The organism is Arcicella rosea (assembly GCF_040543805.1).
Classification (GTDB): domain Bacteria; phylum Bacteroidota; class Bacteroidia; order Cytophagales; family Spirosomataceae; genus Arcicella; species Arcicella rosea.
Genome location: NZ_JBEUMS010000027.1, coordinates 18,283 through 41,931 on the forward strand (window position 1 = coordinate 18,283; position 23,649 = coordinate 41,931).

At 34.3% G+C, this 23,649-nt stretch carries 14 protein-coding genes; 6 read left to right on the forward strand and 8 right to left on the reverse strand.

Annotation, left to right across the window (positions count from 1 at the left end; all coding sequences use genetic code 11):
• Positions 1 to 32: 32 nt before the first annotated feature.
• Both ABID42_RS23410 and ABID42_RS23415 read right to left on the reverse strand, forming a co-directional pair.
• Positions 33 to 617: a hypothetical protein gene (locus ABID42_RS23410; protein ID WP_323255231.1), complete on the reverse strand. Its 585-nt coding sequence runs from the start codon at positions 615 to 617 to the stop codon at positions 33 to 35.
• Between the two features lie 209 nt (positions 618 to 826).
• Positions 827 to 2,974, reverse strand: a complete 2,148-nt coding sequence (locus ABID42_RS23415) for a S9 family peptidase (protein ID WP_367285725.1) — start codon at positions 2,972 to 2,974, stop codon at positions 827 to 829.
• Positions 2,975 to 3,144: 170 nt separating this feature from the next.
• On the opposite strand from ABID42_RS23415, the gene ABID42_RS23420 reads away from it, so the two are divergent.
• From ABID42_RS23420 to ABID42_RS23430, 3 genes are read left to right on the forward strand one after another with little or no spacing between them, the layout of a single operon-like run.
• Complete coding sequence (locus ABID42_RS23420; protein WP_367285726.1) at positions 3,145 to 4,437, forward strand: glycoside hydrolase family 2 TIM barrel-domain containing protein; 1,293 nt, start codon at positions 3,145 to 3,147, stop codon at positions 4,435 to 4,437.
• 2 nt (positions 4,438 to 4,439) lie between these two features.
• Positions 4,440 to 8,213 carry a glycosyltransferase family 2 protein gene (locus ABID42_RS23425; protein ID WP_367285727.1) on the forward strand — a complete coding sequence of 1,258 codons (3,774 nt, stop codon included), beginning with the start codon at positions 4,440 to 4,442 and terminating at the stop codon, positions 8,211 to 8,213.
• An 11-nt stretch (positions 8,214 to 8,224) separates the two neighbouring features.
• The gene (locus ABID42_RS23430; protein WP_367285728.1) at positions 8,225 to 9,916 is read left to right on the forward strand and encodes a glycoside hydrolase family 26 protein; all 1,692 of its coding nucleotides are present in this window, start codon (positions 8,225 to 8,227) and stop codon (positions 9,914 to 9,916) included.
• A gap of 104 nt (positions 9,917 to 10,020) precedes the next feature.
• Here ABID42_RS23430 and ABID42_RS23435 read toward each other — a convergent pair whose 3' ends face one another.
• The 3 genes from ABID42_RS23435 to ABID42_RS23445 all read right to left on the reverse strand — a co-directional run bounded on the left by ABID42_RS23435 (position 10,021) and on the right by ABID42_RS23445 (position 12,575).
• Positions 10,021 to 10,290, reverse strand: coding sequence for a Txe/YoeB family addiction module toxin (locus tag ABID42_RS23435; RefSeq protein WP_367285729.1), 270 nt, complete (start codon positions 10,288 to 10,290; stop codon positions 10,021 to 10,023).
• Entirely contained in the window at positions 10,287 to 10,499 is a 213-nt protein-coding gene (locus ABID42_RS23440) for a DUF2683 family protein (RefSeq protein WP_367285730.1), read from the reverse strand. Before ABID42_RS23440 ends, ABID42_RS23435 begins: the two co-directional genes overlap by 4 nt.
• A gap of 801 nt (positions 10,500 to 11,300) precedes the next feature.
• Positions 11,301 to 12,575: a citrate synthase gene (locus ABID42_RS23445; RefSeq protein WP_367285731.1), complete on the reverse strand. Its 1,275-nt coding sequence runs from the start codon at positions 12,573 to 12,575 to the stop codon at positions 11,301 to 11,303.
• A 263-nt stretch (positions 12,576 to 12,838) separates the two neighbouring features.
• On the opposite strand from ABID42_RS23445, the gene pepT reads away from it, so the two are divergent.
• The gene (pepT, locus tag ABID42_RS23450) at positions 12,839 to 14,089 is read left to right on the forward strand and encodes a peptidase T (protein WP_367285732.1); all 1,251 of its coding nucleotides are present in this window, start codon (positions 12,839 to 12,841) and stop codon (positions 14,087 to 14,089) included.
• Positions 14,090 to 14,107: 18 nt separating this feature from the next.
• Positions 14,108 to 14,275, forward strand: coding sequence for a hypothetical protein (locus ABID42_RS23455; protein ID WP_184135319.1), 168 nt, complete (start codon positions 14,108 to 14,110; stop codon positions 14,273 to 14,275).
• 55 nt (positions 14,276 to 14,330) lie between these two features.
• Here the strand turns inward: ABID42_RS23455 and ABID42_RS23460 are convergent, their stop codons facing one another.
• Together ABID42_RS23460 and ABID42_RS23465 are read right to left on the reverse strand one after the other, a co-directional pair.
• Positions 14,331 to 14,945: a hypothetical protein gene (locus tag ABID42_RS23460; RefSeq protein ID WP_367285733.1), complete on the reverse strand. Its 615-nt coding sequence runs from the start codon at positions 14,943 to 14,945 to the stop codon at positions 14,331 to 14,333.
• Positions 14,942 to 16,024: an AAA family ATPase gene (locus tag ABID42_RS23465; protein WP_367285734.1), complete on the reverse strand. Its 1,083-nt coding sequence runs from the start codon at positions 16,022 to 16,024 to the stop codon at positions 14,942 to 14,944. The genes ABID42_RS23460 and ABID42_RS23465 overlap by 4 nt, the downstream gene beginning before the upstream one ends.
• A gap of 123 nt (positions 16,025 to 16,147) precedes the next feature.
• Here ABID42_RS23465 and polA point away from each other — a divergent pair, with 123 nt between their 5' ends.
• Positions 16,148 to 19,003, forward strand: coding sequence for a DNA polymerase I (gene polA / locus ABID42_RS23470; RefSeq protein WP_367285735.1), 2,856 nt, complete (start codon positions 16,148 to 16,150; stop codon positions 19,001 to 19,003).
• Between the two features lie 126 nt (positions 19,004 to 19,129).
• On the opposite strand, the gene ABID42_RS23475 is transcribed toward polA, so the two are convergent.
• Positions 19,130 to 23,290, reverse strand: coding sequence for a hybrid sensor histidine kinase/response regulator (locus ABID42_RS23475; protein ID WP_367285736.1), 4,161 nt, complete (start codon positions 23,288 to 23,290; stop codon positions 19,130 to 19,132).
• Between the last annotated feature and the right edge of the window lie 359 nt (positions 23,291 to 23,649).

Consider the following 23,649-nt stretch of genomic DNA (forward strand, 5'->3'; position numbering starts at 1 on the left):
CGAAGCCTTTTTTGTTGATAAGATTTTTAGTTTTACTTTCCACCGAAGCCAAAAGTTAAACCTGCATTCACCATAAAGAATTTAGAGGAAGTACTAAAATCAGCATTACCCGGCGAACCGTTGTTTGAACCATCTTTATTATCAAAAATAAAGTTATAAGTACCTTCTGCAAAAATTCCCAAATTCCCCACTGGAATAGCGATACCAAATTTTGGGGCAGCTCCAAATTTAGAGGAAGTTGTTTCAGAATTAACACCCAATACATTACCTTTTAACGTAGAAGTAAAAACTCCCGCTTCAGCACCAAGATAAGGACGAACAATTCCTTTTGTTAAATAATATTCAAACATACCCGTAATCGGAACGATAGTATTTGTGAACTGATACCCCGTTCCATTAAATTCTTCTTTGATTGATTTTACACCTACACCCACAGCAAATTGTTCGCTAACAAATACTTTGGCTTGTAAACCTGCTCCATATAGCCCTTTTGCATCTTTGGCATCGGGTGCAAAATATGATCCATGAATTCCTAATGAGAATTGTGCAGCAGCTTTCTGAGTTGTAGCAACTAAAGCGGTCGCTAAGATGGCGAATGTTAAAAATAGCTTTTTCATATTTTAATAATTTTATGAAGAGATAGAATATTCTTCTGTTGATGTAGAGTAATTAAAAAGATTTGTTCCAGTCGAATTTTTGCTTTAATGTGTGGTTTTTTTTACACAAATTAATTGATGAGCATAATTTTTATGGAATAGAGGAATAAAAAAATGGGGAAAATCAAGCTGATTTTCCCCATTTTCCTGTCAAAAAATTGATTCGTTTTCTATTTTACTCCAATATATCTCTCGAAAAATTCATAAATTCTAAGCATTCTATCTATTTTCTGGCGAACATTCCCAGTCCTTGAAAGTTCGTGCGTTCCACCCGGCATACGCACATACTCAACTTCTTTACCCATAATTTTGAGTGATTTATACATCATTTCAGACTGTATTACGCCAGTTCTTAAATCATTTTCACCGTGTTTAATTAAGAATGGCGTTTTGATTTTATCCACATAAGTATAAGGTGATTCTCTTTCTAAAATTGGTTTGATGTTACTTTCCCAAGGATAACCGCCAAAATAATTTGGTGTAAGTCGCCAAGCGTTGCCTTCGCCCATGAAAGTAGATAATTCATAAACACCTCTTTGTGCAAAAGCAGCTTTAAAACGGTGGTCGTGCGAGATAATCCAAGCCGTTAAATAACCAGCATAAGAACCACCCGTGATTACTTGTTTGGAAGTATCAACCCAGCTTGCTTTGGCAGCATCGCTTGTTGCAGCTAAAACATCTTCCGTTGGTCCATTGCCCCAATCTTGATAATTTGAAAACTGGAAATCTTTTCCATAGCCTCCCGAACCTCTTGGATTGGCATAAACCAAACCATAACCTTGCGAACAAAAGTATTGGAATTCATGCCACATCGATGCTTCGCCTGGTCCCCACATGGCAGTTGGTCCACCGTGCATATTTAATAGTAAAGGATATTTTTTACCAGCTTCAAAATTGGCAGGTTTCATAATCCAATACTCTACTGATTGACCTTTTGAGTTTTTGTAAACTCTTTTTTCAGGAAAGCTCAAGGCTTTATTTTGTAGCCATTCGTCATTATGAGCGCTTAATTTAACAGCATTTTTCATCAATAAATCTGCTGTATATAATTCAGAAGGGTTTTTTACTTCAGTTTTGGCAAAAAGAATTCGTTCTTTAGAAATGTCAAAACTGCTGATTCCTGTATCATAGTCACTTAGTTTTTCGATTTTTTTAGTCTGCACATCTAATTTATAAACAGGTACTCCACCATTTGAACTTGCAGTGAAATACACAAATTTACTGTCGTCTGTCCATTCAAAATTATTAGCAGCTCTGTCGAAAGTAACTATCGTTTTGTTACTTCCATCAGCACTGGCTAAAATGATTTGATTGAAGCCCAACCAATCTGTTTTAGACATGGTTGCAATCAACAATTTTCCATCAGGCGATGGCGTAGCACTATTATATGAAATGCCTTTTTCAGCGATAATTTGTTTAATGCCCGAACCATCAGCATTCAATAAAACAATCGAAGCATTCAATTCTCTATCTGGATGTTGTAAACTATCTCTACCACTCGACGCATAGATTTTCTTACTATCAGCCGACCAACTTCCGCCGTTATACGACCAGAATCCTTTTGTCAATTGTACAGGTTTTGCACCTTCTTTGGCATCAATCACAAATAAAAGATTAAAGCGAATTTCTGGTTCAGTCGTAGATTCTCCTTGAAAATTCAAGCGGGTAATTACTTTCGCTTTTTTATCCTCAACATCTTTTTCAAGATATGCTCTGATTTCTTCGATACTTCCGTTTGGATTAGCTTTTACTTTTTTATCAGTTTTCAAGAAATCATTGGTTTTGAAACCAGCTTTTTCAATCGACCATGAAGGCAATTTTTTACTTGGATTGATCAATGAATCTTTCAGTAAATCCGAAAAAGTAACATTGATAGAAAACAAAATCTTACTCCCATCTGGCGACCATTGTGGATTACTCGCTCCGTATTTAAAATCTGTTAATTGAAATGCTTCACCACCATCTAAAGGCATCAAAAAGATTTGAGACTTACCTTTTACATTTCTTGAAAAAGCAATTTGTTTGCTATCTGCCGACCAAGTAGCAGCACCAACGCTTTCAGTACCACGAGTTAATTGTTTTACCGTTTGGAAGTCAGTCAACCATAAATGTGAGCGATAGTCGAAATCTAGTTTATCTGTTTCGTTACTTTCGTTAGTTCTTAAAGCATAAATGGCTTTTTTACCATCAGGCGCTATAGATACGCTAGCAACTTGTTTGATTTTGGTCATGTCAGTAACCAAAATTTTCTCTTTTCCCTTTTGAGAAAAGGCTACATGTGAGAAGGTTAATACTAAAAGAAGGAGTGTTTTTTTCATGATTGATGAAGGATTTTGAATTTTAAAGTAAAAAAAATAAATTTTATGAAACAACTTTAAGACAAATTGCATGAAAAGTTTGGCATTTGTTGATTAGTGTATAAATTTACCTAAACTACTAAACGCTAAATTTTTTGCAATATTCATTCAACACAAAATTTCTACGAATTTTGTCACTATTTCTTTTGTTTTCTATCGTTTCTTGTAACGAAAAAAAAACAAATAAATCAAATAGAAGTGTATTTATCGAATATAAAAATGGTAAATATACTATTCAAAAAGATGGCAAACCTTTTTTAATAAAAGGTGCATCTGGTTATTCTCATTTAGAAGAATTGAAAAATGCTGGAGGCAACACTATTCGAACTTGGGATACTACCAATCTTTCTGCAATTTTAAATGAAGCAAAAGTAAATAATATCGCTGTTATAGTAGGTTTACCTATGCCAGATAATGAGCAAATAGATGTTTTCTACAATGACCCTCAACAAGTAGAAGTTCAATATAAACGCTATTCGAACTTAGTTCATAAGTACAAAAATCATCCTTCTTTATTATTCTGGTGTTTAGGAAATGAACTTTCATTTCCACACAAACCTAAGTACAATTCATTTTATAAGACTTTCAATAATTTAGTTGAAATGATTCATAAAGAAGATGTTAATCATTTGGTAACCACCACAATGGTGAATTTTCAGCGTAAAAATATTTTTAATATTAAGTTCAGGACTGATATTGATTTTATCTCTTTCAATGTTTTTGGAAGGCTCAAAGGTTTTGAGAAAGAACTTGAAGATTTTGAATGGTTTTGGGATGGCCCATTTTTAATTACTGAATGGGGAATAGATGGTCCTTGGGCAACTACTGAACATACTGTTTGGGGTGCTTATATAGAAAATACGAGTACTAAGAAAGCAGAACAATATTTATCTATTTACAAAAAATACATGCCTGATAAAAATCCAAGATTTTTGGGCTCGATGGTATTTTATTGGGGGCATAAGCAAGAATATACACCAACTTGGTTTAGTCTTTTTGCTGAAAATGGAGCAACCTCAGAGGCAGTAGGAATAATGCAATATATTTGGAAATCTCAGAAGCCTACTTTAAAAGCACCTCAAATTAAATTTATGTTGGTAGATAAAAAAGGGGCAAAAGATAATATCATATTTACGCCTAATAAGCGTATATCAGCTGAGGTGCTAATGAATAATCCAGAAAATGAGAATAATGAATTGTCGTTTTCTTGGGAAATTTTACCTGAAGATTGGTATAAAGAAAATGATACTTATGGTAAAAAGAAGCCAAGGAATATGAAGGAGCTGTTTGTTGAACAAAATACAACAAAAGTTGTTTTCAAAACGCCTTTAAAAGAAGGACCCTATCGTATTTATGTAACAGTCTATGACAAAAATGGACAATTTGCAAGTAGTAACACACCTTTTTATGTAGTTGAGAAATAATTATGAAATATAGACACGCTTTACATCCGCCAACCAAAAAACAGCAAATCATACTTCAGTCGATGATTGTTATTGGCTTTTGTACGATGTTTTTCTTCCTGTTTTGTTTTCTAAATAAGTTAGTAATTGTAAATGCTTTTCTATTTTGGCTTTTACTTATATCATTTTTATTTACTTGTTTGAAAGTTACTTACGAATGGTATCACTACTTATTTATCACTGTTAAGCCAGAACCTCCAATAACCCAAAACTATACAGTAGATATTTTTACAACTTTTTGTGCAGGAGAACCTTACGAAATGATTGTAGAAACCCTAAAAGCGATACAAGAAATTACTTATCCACATACTACTTATTTATGCGACGAAGCTGACGATGCTTATTTAAAAAAGGTTTGTGCCGAACTTGGGGTTAGGCATGTAACAAGAACGGATAAAAAAGATGCAAAAGCGGGTAATATTAACAATGCTTTAGCACAATCTACAGGTGAACTTTGTGTGGTACTTGACCCAGACCACGTTCCGCCTCCTAGCTTTTTAAACCCAATTGTAGGTCATTTTGATAATCCTGAAATTGGGTTTGTACAGATTGTACAGGCATATTCCAATCAAACTGAAAGTAGAGTGGCAAAAGGTGCTGCCCAACAGACATATCATTTCTATGGACCAATGATGATGACAATGAACAGGTATGGAACTGTACCTGCGATTGGAGCAAATTGTACTTTTAGAAGAACTGCTTTGGAGTCAATTGGTGGACATGCTCCAGGACTTGCTGAGGATATGCACACGGCTATGAGGCTACATGCACAAGGTTGGAAGTCTGTTTTCGAGCCTTCAATGCTCACAAGAGGACTTGTTCCTGCTACTTTGTCTGCTTATTATAAACAACAATTGAAGTGGTCGAGGGGAGTATTTGAATTATTGGTGACAAGTTATGTAGAACTTTTTTCTAAATTTAGTTGGCGACAAAAGCTTCATTATGGTATTGTACCTTTGTATTATCTTTCAGGGTTAATCTTCGCTATCAATTTACTATTGCCAATTTTATCTCTTTTTACGCAGACTTTTCCTATCAAAATTGATTTTTTGGTTTTTGCTCAAAACTCTACCCCTTTCGTTTTATCTATAATACTTATTAGGCATTATGTTCAGAGGTGGGTTATTGATGATACTGAAAGAGGGTTTCATATAGTAGGAGGGCTCTTATTAATTGGTACTTGGTGGGTATTTAACCTTGGGCTGATTTATACAATTATTCGTAAAGAAGTTCCATACATTCCTACTGAAAAAAGTATCAAAGAAGGGGGTAGTATCAAAATAAATCTCCCTAATATCATTATTTTATTGTTGTCAATCGCAGCTATCGTTTATGGTTTATATCACGATTTGAACCCATTTACCATTATTATGGCTTGTTTTGCGGGTTTGAATGTGGTATTTCTCACATTTACTTTAGTTATTAGCGAAGAAATAAGATTGAAATCATTAATCAATCAACATTATTGGCTTAGGATTTTATACGAAGTAGTTTTTAAGTTTAGGATAAAATTTTGGTTTTTTAGAAGAAAGATATACCACCTCTTAAGAAACACCGCTCTTATTCTTTTAGTCCTCTTTATTAGTTTTACTATTTTTATCAATGAAACATCCTTGATAAATAAACAACAATCTGTAAGGATAACCCCTAAAAAAAATACTTTTCTAACGGGCATATTTGCTCCTGAACAAACTGATGGATTGAGTTCCCTAAAGCTTGTCAGAAAATACCAGTCTAAATATCAGTCACATTTTGATATTATTTCATTCTATATTTCATGGGGTAATCAAGAAAAAAACTATTTGCCGATTCAAAAGATAGACTCTGTTTTTCAAAATAATTCGATTCCAATGATTACTTGGGAGCCTTGGCAAATGCCTTTTGAAGATGAGGGTGTTTCAATCTCAGAGAATCATGAAAACAAGGTTTTTAAAAAAATCAGCGATGGGAAGTTTGATGTTTATATCGAACAATTTGCTTTACAATTAAAAGCACTAAATCGTCCGGTATTTTTAAGATTTGCTCATGAACCAGATAATCTATTTTACCCGTGGTCAGTAAAAGGGAACAATACGCCTGAGGAGTTTAAAAATGCTTGGCGCTATCTTTTCATGAAGTTTAAAAAGATGGGAATCTATAACGTCATTTGGGTATGGAGTCCTTGGAAAGTAACGGCTGTAAAAGATTACTTTCCCGGAAAAGATTATGTTGATTGGATAGGAATAACAGGGCTGAATTATGGGCAATTCAATACACAAAATCCGAGTTATTCTTTTGAAGAAATCTATCAGCCATTTCATAAAAATCCAATTTTTAAATTAGGCATTCCAGTAATGATTGCCGAAATGGGCTCATTAAAGAAAACTGGACACAAACAAGACGTTTGGGTAAAAACAGCGATTAATAAAATAAAAAGTAAATACCCTGAAGTACGAGCATACGTCTTTTTTAATTCAAGTTTGGATAAAAATATGCCAGATGGAAGTATTGGTTTATTGGATTGGCAATTGAAAAATATACCTAAAATCAAAGCTGGATTGCCCAAACAAAAATACACTCCTTTGATTCAGAAAAAAGGGGCAAATACTATGATTGTCGCAACTGATATTGCGACTGATAGCAGTAAAATGTTTTTAGGGACAAAAGGCGTAAATTATTTGAAAGGGAAAAATTGGTTTAAAAATATAAATCCACTTACTAAAAAAGTTATTGAAAGTGATTTTGCTACTATGAAATTGACTGGAGTAAATACCGTTAAAATCTCTGGACCTAATATTTACGACCGTAATATGCTGAATGTAGCCAAGAATTCAGGCTTGAAAATACATTATAGTTTTTGGATTCCTGAAGCATTACGGTTTATCAAAAATGAACGAGAACTCAATAGGCTTTCCATGAATATCCTTGAAACAATTAGTATGTATAAAAATGAATCTTCAATTGTTTCATGGAATATCAGTAATAATACTTTACAACAATTAGAACTAAATTATTATAAGCCCGAATTACTTTATCAACAGCAAGCATATTTCCGATGGTTGAGAAATTTAATACAAAAAATAAAGAAGATAGACTCAAAACGAATAGTTACTGTAGATGTGGCTGTAACGAGTAATATTGCTGAAACGCTTAATATGATTAAAAATCAAGTACCAGAAATTGACTGTTTTGGTTTGATTTTATCTGACAAAGCAGATTTTAGGAAACACATCAGTAAAATATCTTTACCTTATTTTTTCAGCCAAGCGAATGTAAAAGCATACCTCAAACTTTCTGAACATAAGGTTGGAGTCATCATTGAAAATTGGCAAGACCAACAAAGTGCATATAGCACAACTTTTAATGGATTGAAAGACGAAAAAGGTAGGAATAAAGAATCATTATTTCAATTGAGCGAATTGTGGCATGGGAAAATTAAAAAGAATGATTTACCACCTGTAAAAATCTTACGACCAGCACTTACTACAGTTGCTAATACGGTTTTACCTTACTACGCACTTGTGTATAAGAATGAGCATTGGCATTTAGCAGAATACTTTAAAACTGGATTGAGTTTTGAATGGTACTTGGTAGAAACTGATGCGAATGGGGTTGCCATTTCTCAACAATTATTAGGAAATGGAGCTTATATAAATGTGAAAATCCCTGAGAATGTATCTCGTTATCGACTGTACCTGATAGCTTCACAAGGAGAAAATATTAGAACGAGTCAATCAATTCTGAATATACCGCTTTAATTTTTATTGTGATGAATCCAAAGTTGAAATATAGCTTATTAATTATTTTTGCAGTTTTTGCCTTAGCGATGTTGAAGCTGACAAAGCCTATTTTTCAATCAATTTTTGTAGATGAGTTGACAGATAGATTTTATGAACCCGTGCTTGGTGTTTATGATAATACGGAAAAGCCTACAAAAATAAACGTTGATAATATCCAACACTTTACAATTATTTGGAGAAATACAGGAATTTGGTTTAATAAAGCTGCCCTAGAAAAAACATTGAATACTGGTAATGATGTTTTTTTAACGATTGAAACGTGGTCAAAAGACGGTTTTTTTTCAAGAGCAGAGGATAACGTCATTGCTGAACTACTTGCTGGAGATTTTGATAAAAAGATAAAAGAATTAGGAAAACTTTTGGCAGATAAGCATCAACAAGTATTCATTCGTTGGAATCCAGCGATGGAAGTGCCAGAATATCGCTATCCTTGGCAATTTCAATCACCTATTTTATATATTGAAGCTTTTAATAAGTTTGCTTTTCAATTGAAAAAACTAGCACCCAACGTAAAGATTGTTTGGGGACCTTCAGGTTATCCGGGTGATACAGAATACTGGCCAAGCGATAAGTTTGTAGATTTTGTAAGCATAAGTATAGCTGAGGAAAAAACGACAGATTCTGTTATAATCCATAAAACTGCGACTCAGTTACTCAAAGAAAAATTGCATAGAATGCGGTTTATCAATAAACCAGTTTTGATATTAGGAGTAAACGAGAAAAAACAATCATGGTTTCAAAAGGAATGGATTCAAGAAGCTACAGCCAATCAAAGAACGTACAGGAACACCATTTACTCTTCACAGAATTTTGTTTCAACAATCGTGAATAAAGCGGAAAGAACGAAAATGATTTTGGGCGTTTATGACCCACTCGAAAAACTAATAAATTCACCATTTGTACAAGTAGAGCATATTTTTACCGATTGGGGTGAGATTCAAAAAGGTGAATTTGCAAGAAAATTTAAGGCAATAATTCAGCGAAAACATGATGTGATTCTTACAGTTGAGCCGTGGAAAGACACGACAAAAGTAGTAGATAAAGAAGTACTTCAAAATGTATTGAAAGGTCGTTATGACCGAGAGATAAGTTTGTTGTATCGCATTATCACAAAAACGAATCAAACTGTTTATTTACGTTGGGCTCATGAGATGGAGATACCGATTCATCGCTATACTTGGCAAAGCCAAGACCCTGTTGTGTATATCAATGCCTATCGTTATTTTATGCTTTTTAATAAAAATCAAGCGACGAATATTCGTAGAGTTTGGGGGCCAGCAGGAGATAGAGGCTCAATAGATTGGTGGCCTGGCAATGATGTTGTTGATTTTATCAGTATTGCTATTTATGGATTACCTGATAAGAATATTACGGATTATAATAAGCAAGAGCTTTTTAGTGATATTTTCAGTCGTAAATTTTACCGAATGCGGTTTGCAGAAAAACCTATTTTTATTACCGAATTTGGTGTAAAAGGACCAAAAGAGTATCAAAATAAGTGGATGAAAAATGCGGCAGAAACACTCAAAAATAATAAAAATGTATTTGGCGTAAGTTATTTCAATCAACACGATACACCAGATGCTTGGGGAAAAATTAAAGCTCCAGATTGGAGTATCAGCGAAACCACATTTCAGCAGTTTAGTAAGGATTTGGAGTAAAAATGGTCTTCTACTAGTTCAAGCCTGAGGCTTGGACTTTTATAATGTACAAGTGGGAGTAACTCATGGCATGAGTAATCTTATAGAAAAATAAAGCCCATCTTTTATTGATAATGACCTTTAGAAGCAACAATAACGACAATAGTATTGCCTACTACCTCATAAACGAGGCGATGTTCATGATTGATACGCCGTGACCATAGTCCAGTCAAATCGTACTTAAGTGCTTCTGGCTTGCCTGTGCCTGTAAATGGATGTTCTGCAAGTTCCTCTAAGAGCGTGAGCAACTTTTTAATAACCGCTTTATTGCCCGACTTTTTATGAAACTCAATATCATCTTGGGCTTGTTTGGTAAAATCTAGGCGATAACTCATTCTATACCTAAAAAGTCTTTAAGGTTTTCTTTTTCAACACTTATAAAATTACCGTCTTTATACTCCTGTCGGCTTTGTTGAATTTTATCTACAAATTCAGAGTTGTATTCGCTTTTAGGGTCAGCCACTTGAACAAAGTTCAGCGAGTTAACTAACTGCATAAAAAAAGCAAACTTATTTTCGGGGATATTGAGCGTTACTTGTTTCATGACTTAATGTGAAGTAAAGTTTGAATCCTCATTTTAGCAATAAAAGTGATTGTCAACTAAAGTTGCATCGAATGATACATTAAATTTAGTGTAAAAATTAAGTATAATCAAAATACTTAGCGTTCACTTGTTTAAGTCTGTGGCTTGGACAGGTGTTTTATTTCGAAATGACTTTATAAAAGTACAAGTAACGCTTTTCTTAACACTTGAACTAGTTTTGTGATGCTTAGACTTTTATAATGTACAAGTGGGAGTAACTCATGGCATGACTTCCAATTAATTGGCAACTATGATAAAACTAGCAAAGTCATGCCATGAGTAATTTTGCTTGTAAATTGAAAAAAATCTAATCTGTCCGAGAAATCTTGTAAGGGAGAAAAGAAATTTTCTAATCCGTCCGAGAAATCTTGTAAGATGTGAAAGAAATCTTCTAATCCGTCCGAGAAATCTTGTAAGATGGGAAAGAAATCTTCTAATCCGTCCGAGGAATCTTGTAAGATGGGGAAGAAATTTTGTAATCCGTCCGAGAAATCTTGTAAGATGGGAAAGAAATCTTCTAATCCGTCCGAGGAATCTTGTAAGATGGGGAAGAAATTTTGTAATCCGTCCGAGAAATCTTGTAAGATTGGAAAGAAATCTTCTATTCCGTCCGAGAAATCTTACGAGATTGGAAAGAGATTTTCTAGCTCATCTGAGAAATCTTGCGAACTGAGAAAGAAAAACTTACAATCCATAAAACAAAAGAGGTGTTTCGCTTATCGCAAAACACCTCTTTTGAATATATCTATCTGAATAGAAAAATTATTTTCTTTCAGCAATATCAACATAAGCACGTTCAGTAGCACCAACATAAACTTGACGTGGACGACCGATAGGCTCTTTGTTAGCTTTCATTTCTTTCCATTGTGCAATCCAACCCGGAAGACGACCAATTGCAAACATTACTGTAAACATATCAGTTGGAATACCTAATGCACGGTAAATAATACCTGAATAGAAGTCAACGTTTGGATATAATTTACGAGCTACGAAATATGGGTCGCTCAAAGCAGCCGCTTCTAATTCAGCAGCAATTTTCAATACTGGGTCGTTGATTCCCAAAGCAGATAATACATCGTCAGCTGCTTTTTTGATGATTCTAGCACGAGGGTCAAAGTTTTTATAAACACGGTGACCAAAGCCCATTAAACGGAAACCAGAATTTTTATCTTTAGCCATCGCAATGTACTTAGAAGTATCACCACCGTCAGCTTTAATAGCTTCCAACATTTCAATTACTTCTTGGTTAGCACCACCGTGAAGCGGTCCAGAAAGTGCATTGATACCTGCTGAAATCGAAGCATATAAACTAGCATGAGAAGAACCCACTAAACGAACCGTAGAAGTTGAACAGTTTTGTTCGTGGTCTGCATGAAGAATCAATAATTTATTTAAAGCTGCCGAAACTACAGGGTCAACATGGTAAGGAGCAACTGGCAAAGCAAACATCATGTTCAAGAAGTTTGAACAATAATCCAAAGAGTTGTTTGGATAGTTTACTGGATGTCCTTGAGATTTTTTGTAAGACCAAGTAGCCATTGAAGGCATTTTTGCCATTAAACGAATAATGTTCAATTCATCAGCACCTGCTTTATCGCCAGTGTAGAAAGCCGACATCGCACAAACCATTGCAGAAAGTACGCCCATTGGGTGTGCATTCACAGGGAAGCCTTCAAAAATTTTACGCATATCCTCGTTAACGATGGTGTGCATTTTGATTTCGTGCTCAAATGCTGCGTATTGTTCAGTAGTAGGAAGTTCACCGTAGATTAATAAATAAGCAACTTCCAAGAAAGTAGCTTTTTCAGCTAATTCTTCGATTGAATAACCTCTATAACGAAGAATCCCTAGCTCACCGTCCAAAAACGTAATCGCACTTTTAGTAGCTCCAGTGTTTTTATAACCAGAATCAATGGTGATATGACCTGTTTCATCACGGAGTTTGGCAATATCAATTGCTTTTTCATCTTCACTTCCTGTGATTACAGGAAATTGATACTTTTTGTCACCTAACGAGAGTTCTGCAAATTCTGACATAACCTATATTTTATTGGGCTTTATCTTGAAAAAATATGTTTTTATTTTGTTGATACGAAATTAAATGAAAAATCCTCTTTCTAATGTTTTAGTGGGTTTTTCTTTGCAAAATTTAGATAGTTGTTGAAAAAGTTCTATTTTTAAATAAGAACCTTATATTCTTGTAATTATCTTGGCGCAAGTTAATCACGAAAATTTAAACCTTTGTTACCTTTGTGAATAAATTACCTGTTTTATTAAACACAGATTTAATCATTGAATAAATGCTAAAGAACTATAAAAATACTTCGACCGAACGCTTCTTGAAATATGTTCAAATCGATACACAATCAGATTCAAATTCGACTACACAGCCATCAACCTTAAAGCAGAAGGATTTAAGTAAGCTTTTAGTTCAGGAACTTATTGAAATGGGGGTACAAGATGCCCATTTAGATGAATTTGGTTATGTATATGCTACCATTCCAAGTAATTCTGAAAAACCAGTACCTGTTATTTGTTTTTGTTCGCATGTGGATACTTCGCCTGATTGTTCTGGAGAAGGTGTTATACCAATTATTCATCAGCATTATCAAGGACAGGACATTGTTTTACCAGATGATAATTCTCAAATTATCAGATTGACAGACCATCCAGATTTAGCACATCAATTTGGTAACGATATTATAACGGCAAGCGGAACTACTTTATTGGGTGCAGATAATAAAGCTGGCGTTGCTGAAATTATGGATGCGGCTTATCATTTAGTGAATAATCCCGAAATAAAACACGGAACAATTAAAATACTTTTCACGCCAGACGAAGAAATAGGAAGAGGAACAGCAGCCGTAGATTTAGAAAAATTAGGAGCAGATTTTGGTTATACGATTGATGGAGAAACTTTGGGTTCTTTGGAAGATGAGACTTTCTCAGCAGATGGTGTGAAAATTACAATTCATGGAGTAAGTCAGCACCCTGGTTTTGCGAAAGGGAAAATGGAAAGTGCATTGAAAATTGCAGCTGAAATTGTGGCGAAACTTCCCAAAGAAACACTTTCGCCAGAAACAACAGAAGAAAAAGAAGGATTCATCCATCCAGTAGGGATTTCGGGCATGGTAGAGACAGCTACGATTGAATTTATTATTCGTGATTTTTCGGTAGAAAAACTGCATGAGCATGAAGCTGTTTTGAAGACAATTATGGAAGAAGTATTATTGAATTATCCGAATTCAAAAGCTACTTTTGAAGTATTTGAACAATACCGAAACATGAAAGAAGTATTGGATAATTACCCAGAAGTAACCGCTTATGCTTTAGAGGCGATTGAAAGAAGTGGAATTGCTGGGAAGCAAATGAGTATCAGAGGAGGAACTGACGGTTCGAGGCTGTCATTCATGGGTTTACCTTGTCCGAATATCTTTGCAGGCGAACACGCATTTCATGGAAAACATGAGTGGGTTTCTGTACAAGACATGGAAAAAGCTACCGAAACTATTGTAAATTTGTGTAAAATTTGGGAAGAGAAAACTCAATAACAATTACCGATAAATCAAATGATTAAGATTAAAAACGAAGCTGAATACGAAAAAGCCTCGGAACGAGCAGACAAACTTTACAATGCCAAAAAAGGCTCGTCGGATTACAACGAATTACAAGCATTATTAAAAGCCTTAAAAGCTTATGAAGATGATTTTGTAAAGATGTTGAAAGATGAGTATTAAAAGGATGTAAAGAAAAACGGCTGTTTTCAGTGATTGGAATAGCCGTTTTTTTTTGTTATAGATTATCTATGAATGATTTTACTTGGTTGTGGAAAAGTTTGAAGCTTTTTGATTGTTTAGCTAACTCTTCAAAGTCGGCTTTCTGAGCTACTTCGGTTGCGACTTTTTCAATTTTAATCTGATTTGCGTTACTTATCCCGTAAAGTTTTTTCTTGATTTCATCTTTACTTTTTGCTTCTAAAGAGCTGTTTGCTATTTTGCCTTCGCTTTTATCTTGATATAAAACCCAGTAATCTATGGCTTGGATTGGGACAAATAAAATAGTTTTATCTTCAAACTTACTGTATAGCTTTCCTATCTTATTTTTTATTTCTTCAATTCTTGCCTGATATTTAGGCATATCATCTTCAAAATCTGACTCATCTAAATCAATTCCTGCAATGAAAAGCTTTACATCATTTTTATTGATAAATGACGTGATATAATGGTCTTTAATCTTAGATAAAATAACAGAAGAACTGGATTTTCCTCCACTCGGTTTCATTTGTCTGCTCGAAACCAATTGAATGTTAGGTTTTTCTTTTTCAAAAACTCTTCGTAAGTAGATTTCTAAAAAAGTATACTCAGCGTATCCTTCGCCAAGTAAGGTGTAGGTTAGTTTTTCTTTCATGCTGGTACACCTCCCATTAAACCCATAAACCAATTTTCGCCAATGTTATCAGTATAATCAATTGGGTCGATGCCAAATTCTTTTGCTTTTATAATCCCAGGTTCAATTATATCTTTTTGAAGATTTTTAACAAAAGTTGCCCCTTCATCATCTTTGTCAAAAATAAAAACAGCCTCTGGCATGGTAGTAAATTCTTCTAAAACGTGTTCATTATGACTTGTCATAATTACTTGAATGTCTTTATCTTCTACTAATTGGAAAATAAATTTCATGATTTCATGAATTCTTCGTGGATGAATGCCTTTTTCTGGCTCTTCCAACAACAATAATTTTGGTGGATTGGGTTGATGGATAATACAAAGAATGGCGAGAAAGTATAAAACGCCTTCAGATAGCTCGTTAGACCAATATTTAACATCATCTTTTCCTAAACCCCATTTTTTGTGTGTTCTTAGGTCGCCTTCGGGAGATACTACTGTCTTAAGATTAATATCAGTGAATTCTGGAATACATTTATGCAAATCTCTCTCAAGTTTTTTATATAAGTTTTTGTGCTCATCTTTCAAAAAATCTAAAAAAGCTACAATGTTATATCCATTCTCAGACAAAAAGTAATTAACAACACCACTAATCGGTTGAGGCTTAACAAATGTTTCAGGAAATATTTTGTAAATACGAATATTTTGTAAAATATTCCTTTTTAAATCAGTAATAAAATATCTTGCATTATTGCTCGATAATCGCTCATCAGGATATGGATATCCATTAAGGTTCGTTAAATAAGTTAAGTCTAAATCCTCATCTAATTTTATAATTCTCTCAAATCTATCTGTTTCAGTATCTATTTCGAAAATTAAGTTTTCATTGCTATGTTTGAATGAGTATTCCTCTAAATCTTCTTTTTTCTTAATAAATTTCCCATTTGTTTCATCAAGAATGGATTTGCCCCACAACTCCAATCCCTTCAAAAAATTACTCTTCCCTGAATTGTTTGGACCAATCAGGAGGTTTACTTTTTGGAGTTCGAGCGTCACATCTTTAAGGCTCTTGAAGTTCTGTATTCTTACTTTTCGTAACATCTTCTTTTCATTTATTTACACAATATTAACCATCTTTTCAATCTTCGTGAAACAGAACCAATAGATTTTGGTATTTTTGAGGAAATCTTGTCTTTTTAGGCATACACTCTTCGTTACAATCAGATGAAAAAACTATTTCTTCTCGATGCAATGGCATTGATTTATCGAGCGCACTTTGCTTTCCAGAAAACTCCTCGTATTACTTCTAAGGGTTTGAATACCAGTGCGGTATTTGGCTTTACTAATACTTTGTTGGAGGTGCTTACTAAAGAAAAACCTACGCATCTTGGCGTGGCTTTTGATACGCCAACTCCGACGTTTAGACATATTCAGTTTGAGGCCTACAAGGCTCAGCGTCAGGCTCAACCAGAAGATATTACGATTGCCATTCCATATATCAAGCGTCTTTGTACTGCCATGAATATTCCGATGTTAATCATGGAAGGCTACGAGGCGGATGACGTTATTGGTACTGTCGCCAAACGTGCTGCTCGTGAACATGATGATATGGAAATTTATATGATGACGCCCGATAAAGATTACGGTCAGCTCGTGGAGGAACGAATTTTTATGTACAAGCCTGCTTTTATGGGCAAAGGCGTAGAGATTTTGGGCGTTAAGGAAATTTGCGAGCGCTGGGGAATTCAAGATGTGTCGCAAGTAATTGATACTTTGGGTTTGATGGGTGATGCTTCTGATAATATTCCGGGGATTCCGGGAATAGGGGAGAAGACTGCCCAAAAGTTAATTCAAGAGTATGGTTCTTTAGAAAATCTGATTGCTAACGTCGATAAACTAAAAGGCAAGCAGCAAGAAAACGTTAGAAATTTTGCTCAACAAGGTTTATTGTCGAAAGAATTAGCAACGATTCACTGTGAAGTACCTGTTACTTTCGATGAGGAAGATTTAAAAGTTTGTGAAGTAAACAAAGAATTACTTTCTCCGCTTTTGGATGAATTAGAATTTAGGACTTTACGTCGTAGATTACTGGGTGAAGAAGCCGTAGTAGAACAACCTACTGCCATTCCAGAAGCTAAAAAAGCTACTGCGGCGGCAAAAGCGAAAGCTTCATCTGGTCAGTTTGATTTGTTCGGAAGCATTGTTGAAGAAAAGAAATTAGAGCTTTTTGATGAAACCGATACGCCTTCTGAAAGTAATCCGAAAGCTACGATTGATACTACCGTTCACCAATATCATTTGATTGATACGCCAGAATTGCGTCAGTCTTTGATTCATTTTTTGAGTTTGCAAGATGAAATTTGTTTCGATACTGAAACGACAAACGTTGATGCCGTTGAAGCCGACTTGGTGGGTTTATCTTTTGCGTATCGTGCGGGCGAAGCTTATTACGTGCCAACGCCTGCCAACCGTGAAGAAACGCAAGCCATCGTGGATGAATTCAAGCCGATTTTTGCCAATGAAAAAATCACTAAAATAGCCCAAAATATCAAGTATGATTTAATGGTACTTGCCCAATATAGCGTGGAGGTAAAAGGCAAAACTTATGATACAATGTTGGCACATTATATCATTGAGCCAGAGAAACGTCATGGAATGGATATTTTGGCGGAGGATTTCTTGCATTATACACCAGTTTCGATTGATGAATTAATCGGTAAAAAAGGAGCGAAGCAAGGTAATATGCGTGATGTAGAATTTGAGAAAATCAAAGAGTATGCTGCCGAAGATGCCGACATTACTTTACAATTGAAAGGTAAACTACATCCAATTTTAGTCCAAAATCCAAGTGCGGTGAAGTTGTTGGAAGAAGTAGAAATGCCTTTGACACAAGTACTTTCTGATATTGAAATGGAAGGCGTAAGGCTGGATATTGATTTCTTGAAAGATATGTCGAAGACTTTGGAAAAAGATATGTTGGAAGTACAAACCAAAGTTTTTGAATTGGCGGGACAAGAATTTAATATTGGTTCGCCAAAGCAATTAGGAGAAATTTTATTCGATAAATTGAAGCTTGACCCCAAAGCTAAGAAGACCAAAACGGGTCAATACATGACGGGTGAAGAAGTATTGTCTAAATTAGAAGCTGAACACGAAATTGCTCGTAAAATTCTGGATTTTAGAGAATTACAAAAATTGAAATCAACTTATGTAGATGCTTTGCCTTTGATGATTTCGCCAAGAACGGGCAGAGTACATACTTCTTTCAATCAGGCAGTTACGGCTACTGGTCGTTTGTCGAGTACCAATCCTAACTTACAAAATATTCCGATTCGTACCGCTCGTGGACGAGAAATTAGAAAGGCATTCATTCCTAAAAACGATGATTTCTTGATTCTTTCAGCCGATTATTCACAAATTGAATTGCGTATCATGGCGGCTGTTGCCAAAGATGAATCTATGATTGAAGCCTTCAATCAAGGAAGAGATATTCACGCTACTACTGCCGCAAAAGTATTTAATGTGAGTTTGGACGAAGTAACTTCTGATATGCGTAGAAAAGCCAAAACAGTTAATTTTGGGATTATTTATGGCGTTTCGGCTTTTGGTTTGGCACAGCAAATTGCTATTTCAAGAACGGAAGCCAAAGAAATTATTGACAGTTATTGGCGAGAATTTCCAGCCATCAAACGCTACATGGATACTGCCGTGATTGAAGCCCGTGACAAAGGTTATGTAGAAACCATTTTGGGAAGAAGACGTTACTTGCGTGACATCAATTCAAACAATATGGTAGAACGTGGTTTTGCCGAACGCAACGCTGTAAACGCACCGATTCAAGGTTCGGCGGCGGATATGATTAAGGTGGCGATGATTAAAGTAAATGATTTTATCAAACAAGAAAAACTACAATCTCGCATGATTCTGACTGTGCATGACGAATTAGTTTTTGATGTACATAAATCAGAGTTAGAATTGATGAAAACCAAAGTAAACGAATTGATGGTAAATGCCATTCCTTTCCCCGTTAAAATGGAAACAGGTATGGGCGTTGGTTTGAATTGGTTAGAAGCACATTGATTTTGTGTGATGAGTTTGAAAGGCGAAGTATAGTTTTGACAACTTTTTTGAAAGTTGTCAAAACTAATTAGCTGAAAGCGCTATAAACACATTTCAAACATTGCTATAATTCTTCATTAGCGAATATTATCTTGTAATATGCAGAGCGTAAACTCTTTTGAGTAGGTCAAGGAGTTCTTCATTTCTCAAAGGTTTTGAAATATAATCATCCATGCCTTTTTGAAGACAAATATCACGATCTTCCGACATGGCGTTTGCAGTCATTGCCGCAATAATTGGAGATTTTAGCTGTTTTTTAATTATTTCAGTTGCTTCAAATCCATCCATTTCAGGCATTTGAACATCCATTAAAATTAAATCATACTTTTGTGATTTTAATTTTTCAAGCACTTCTAAACCATTCACGGCTATTTCATTATTATAACCAAGTTTTGTTAATAAACGAGAAATCAACTTTTGGTTTACTAAATTATCCTCAGCAATAAGAATATTTAATGGATACATTTCAGCAAATTCTGTGCTAATAATACTTGAGGTTTTCACTGAAGTAATCACATTATTGGCATTCCCATTTAATGAAATATAGACTCCTTTTAGGAATTGCTGTAGTTTTATTGGTTTAATTAAAATAAATGAAAAAAGATTGGGGTACTTCTTTTTCGTTTCATCACCAATAGAACTCAGCATGATGATGGGAATATTTGCATCTATTTCTTTGATACTTCTCGCTAAATCAACGCCATTCATTTCTGGCATTTCCATATCAGTAATGACCAATTTTATATTATCTTCTTTTTTGAAAATTTCAATCCCTTCCTTCGCTGATAGTGCTAATAAAGGTTCCATTTTCCAATTCTTGAGCTGTTTTTGTATTATTTTTAAGTTAGTTTGGTTATCATCTACAACAAGTACCTTTGTATTGTTGAACAAATTGAAATCATAAATAACTTTTGTTGAAGTAGCTACATTACTTGCTTGAGTAATGATATTAAAGATAAATTCTGAACCTTCACCCAGAACACTCTTAACAGAAATTTCTCCACCCATTAAATTAACAAGTCTGGTACAAATAGCTAAACCTAAGCCTGTTCCGCCGTATTTACGAGTAGTTGATGAATCTACCTGTGAGAATGCTTTAAATAATTTATCTATCTTTTCTGCTGGAATACCAATACCTGTATCTCTTATGCTAAAGCCAACAGAAATATCTTCATTACTTTTAGATTTACTAAGAAGATAAATTTTTAAAAATATTTCTCCTTTATTGGTAAACTTAATAGCATTGTTAATCAGGTTTATTAATATTTGTTTCAGCCTTAAAGAATCTCCAAAAATATTGGCTGGAACATCATCGTCAAGTTCATAAATCAAATCCAGATTAGCTAATGCAATTTTGTGTGAAAACATTTCTAATACATCTTCAATAGTATCACGAAGATTAAACATTTCATGCTCAATGTCCATTTTCCCAGATTCAATTTTTGAAAAGTCTAAAATGTCATTAATAACACTTAATAGACTTTCTCCACAATTGATAATAGTATCTGTGTATTCTTGCTGTTCATTATCCAATTTAGTTTCTGAAAGGAGTGTTGCCATACCGATTACACCATTTAACGGTGTACGTATCTCATGGCTCATGGTTGCTAAGAATATACTTTTAGCTTGATTAGCCTTTTCAGCTTCTTCTCTTGCTTGTTGTTCTTGGCTCTTTTGAAGGGAGAGTTCAGTGTTAAGCACTTGTAAATGATTAGCTTGTACTTCTAACTCTTCCGACTTTGTATAAAGCTCATCATTAAGTTCGCTTAACTTGAGTGTTCTTTCCTGTACTAGTTGCTCTAATATTAACTTTTGTTTATTTATTTTATTGATTCTGAAATTATAAAAAATATAAACTAACACAAGAAAACACAAGGCTCCCAAAACTTTAAACCAAATTGTTTCCCAAAATGGAAGAGTGATGGTTATATTAATAGAAGTACCAACCCTATTCCAAATACCTCTATTATTTGAAGCGATTACCCTAAACACATAACTGCCTGGTCGTATATTCGCATACTTTGCTAGGTTATGGTTACTTGGTGGAGACCATTGATCTTCAAGTCCTTCCATTTTATACGAATATTGATTGTATGTACTCGACTTATAATTTAACGCCGCAAACTGGAAAATAATTGACGACTGTTTATAACTAAGCGTAAGCTCAGGACTAAAACTAATATCTTTATTGAACCCAATTAAAGAAGAATCGGAAGGTAAAACTGTTTGATTATTGATTTGAAAATTGGTTAAATAAACAGGAGGGGCAAAAGTATTAGTTTTGATGTTTTTCGGGAAAAAAGTATTCATCCCCTTAATTCCACCAAAAAACATTTGACCATCATTTGCCTTTAGGTAAGCATTCGCTTCAAATTCCATGTCTTGTAATCCATCAGAAGTATTAAACATGGTATATGCTTTCGTTTTAGGGTTTAGTCTTACTAAGCCATTGGAAGACGAAATCCATAAAAGGTGTTTTTCGTCTTCAGTAATACCCTTAATAAAGCTATTATCTAAATCGCTATTTGTATAATAAGGTTTAAATTTATTTGTAGCTTTATCGTAGCGATAAAGCCCTTTTGTTCCAATCCAAACAACTCCTTCACTATCCACAAAAATTACTCTTGAATCTATTTTCTTTATCTTATCATCTAAATAATGAGTGAAAATTCCAGTCTTCGAGTCATATCTATTTAATCCTCCATCATCAGTACCAAACCAAAGATTACCTTGTTTATCTTCTGCAATTGAAACTACATTATTACCAGACATTGCAGTTCCATTATTTCCTTTGGTAATCCTTCTAAAGGTTTTTGTTGCTGAATCCCATAAATTTATGCCACCATAATAAGTAGCAATCCATAAATTACCTTTGCTATCCAGAAGGAAATCTTGTAAGAAATCTGAACTTAGTGAGTTACTCTTTTCAGGGTTATTTTTGTAATGTATAAACTTTCCAGTTTTAGCATCAAGTACATCAATGCCACTTCCCCATGTTCCAATCCATAAATTACCACTGGCATCATTTGCAATCGTTTGGATAGCGTTAGAGGAGAGGCTGTTAGGGTTATTTTTAATATACTTGTAATGCTTGAATGAATCATTGTCAGGATTAAATTTATCAAGACCTCCTCCATCTGTACCTATCCAAATATTATTGTTACTATCCTGAAAAAATGCTTTTACATCATTATAGTTTAATGAGTTAGAATTACTTTTTTTTCGATAAAGCTTAAACTTATCGACACCAATTGTATATAAATCTACTCCGCCTCTGTGCATTCCAATCCAATAATTCCCTTGAACGTCCTCAAGAATAGCTGATACTGTGCTATTAGATAAGCTTCCAGCATTTTCAGGAATTGGAAAATAATTATAGATTTTTTTCTTTTGAGTATCAAATTGTATCAATCCATTATTAATCGTTCCAATCCAAATGTTTCCGTTGGAGTCAGCCATTAAACTCAAAACCATGTACTTTGAAGGTACATCTTCTGGGTAATCAAGCGATAAGTAAGTTTGAAATACATTTAAACGGCTTTGATAGCTTATCAAACCATCACTATCAGTCCCAATCCATAAAGTGCCACTTTTATCTTGAGCTAGAACATTAATGGAATATTTTTCACTTTGAGGAATGACTGTATATTGATGGGTCTTTAAATCAAAACTGCACAAACCCATTTTGGTACCTATCCAAAGTTTCCCCTTTTTATCATCAAGAAGGCAGTTTTGGTTATTGTATTCTTTACTTTTACTATTGATGATAGGGAAAGGATAATGTTGTATTTTACCCGTTGTTGTATTTAATAGTTTTAATCCACCTCCCAAAGTCGATACCCATAAATTATTGGGATTCACATCGGAACAAATTCCTGTGATGATTTCAGATGAATGACTTTTATGGGTTGCTCTCTCATTTATGTACTGAGTAAACTGATTTGATACTGGATCAAAACGGTTCAATCCATACGATGTTCCTATCCAAAGTTTATGCTGGGCATCTTCATAGATACAACGAATAAAATTATCACTAATACTATGGGGGTTATTTTCTTGGCTTGTATAAACAGTAACATTTTTACCATCGTATCTATTTAAACCAGAACGAGTACCAAACCATAAGAAACCTCTGCTATCTTGAAAAATACTGTTTACAGTAGTATTGCTAAGACCTTGCTCATTTGTAATATGTTTGAAATGAGAATGAGAGATTTGAGCATTTGAAGTGAACCTTAATAAGAGCAATATAAGAGTGAATACTCGTCTTTGAGAATTGGTAATAATGTATGATTTGACATACGTGATTAAACGTAATTTTATCATAGATAAAAAGTAAGGTTTATTGAGAATATGAAAGTAATAGCGGTACTTTAAACAAAGATATGTACAAACTCTTCTAAATTTAAAAATCTACACATAATTTCATAAGATTTACTCCATTGATTATCATAAGTTTTAGAAAAACCTTACTCAGCCCAAAATTTAAATTTCCTTTCACCATCAGATGTTGGGAGTGTTCATTAAACTGTGTCATTTGATTTATTGAGTTAGGGGGCTAGCCCCCTAACTCAATAAATCAACTTGTGAAATTCTGTCTTCAAATG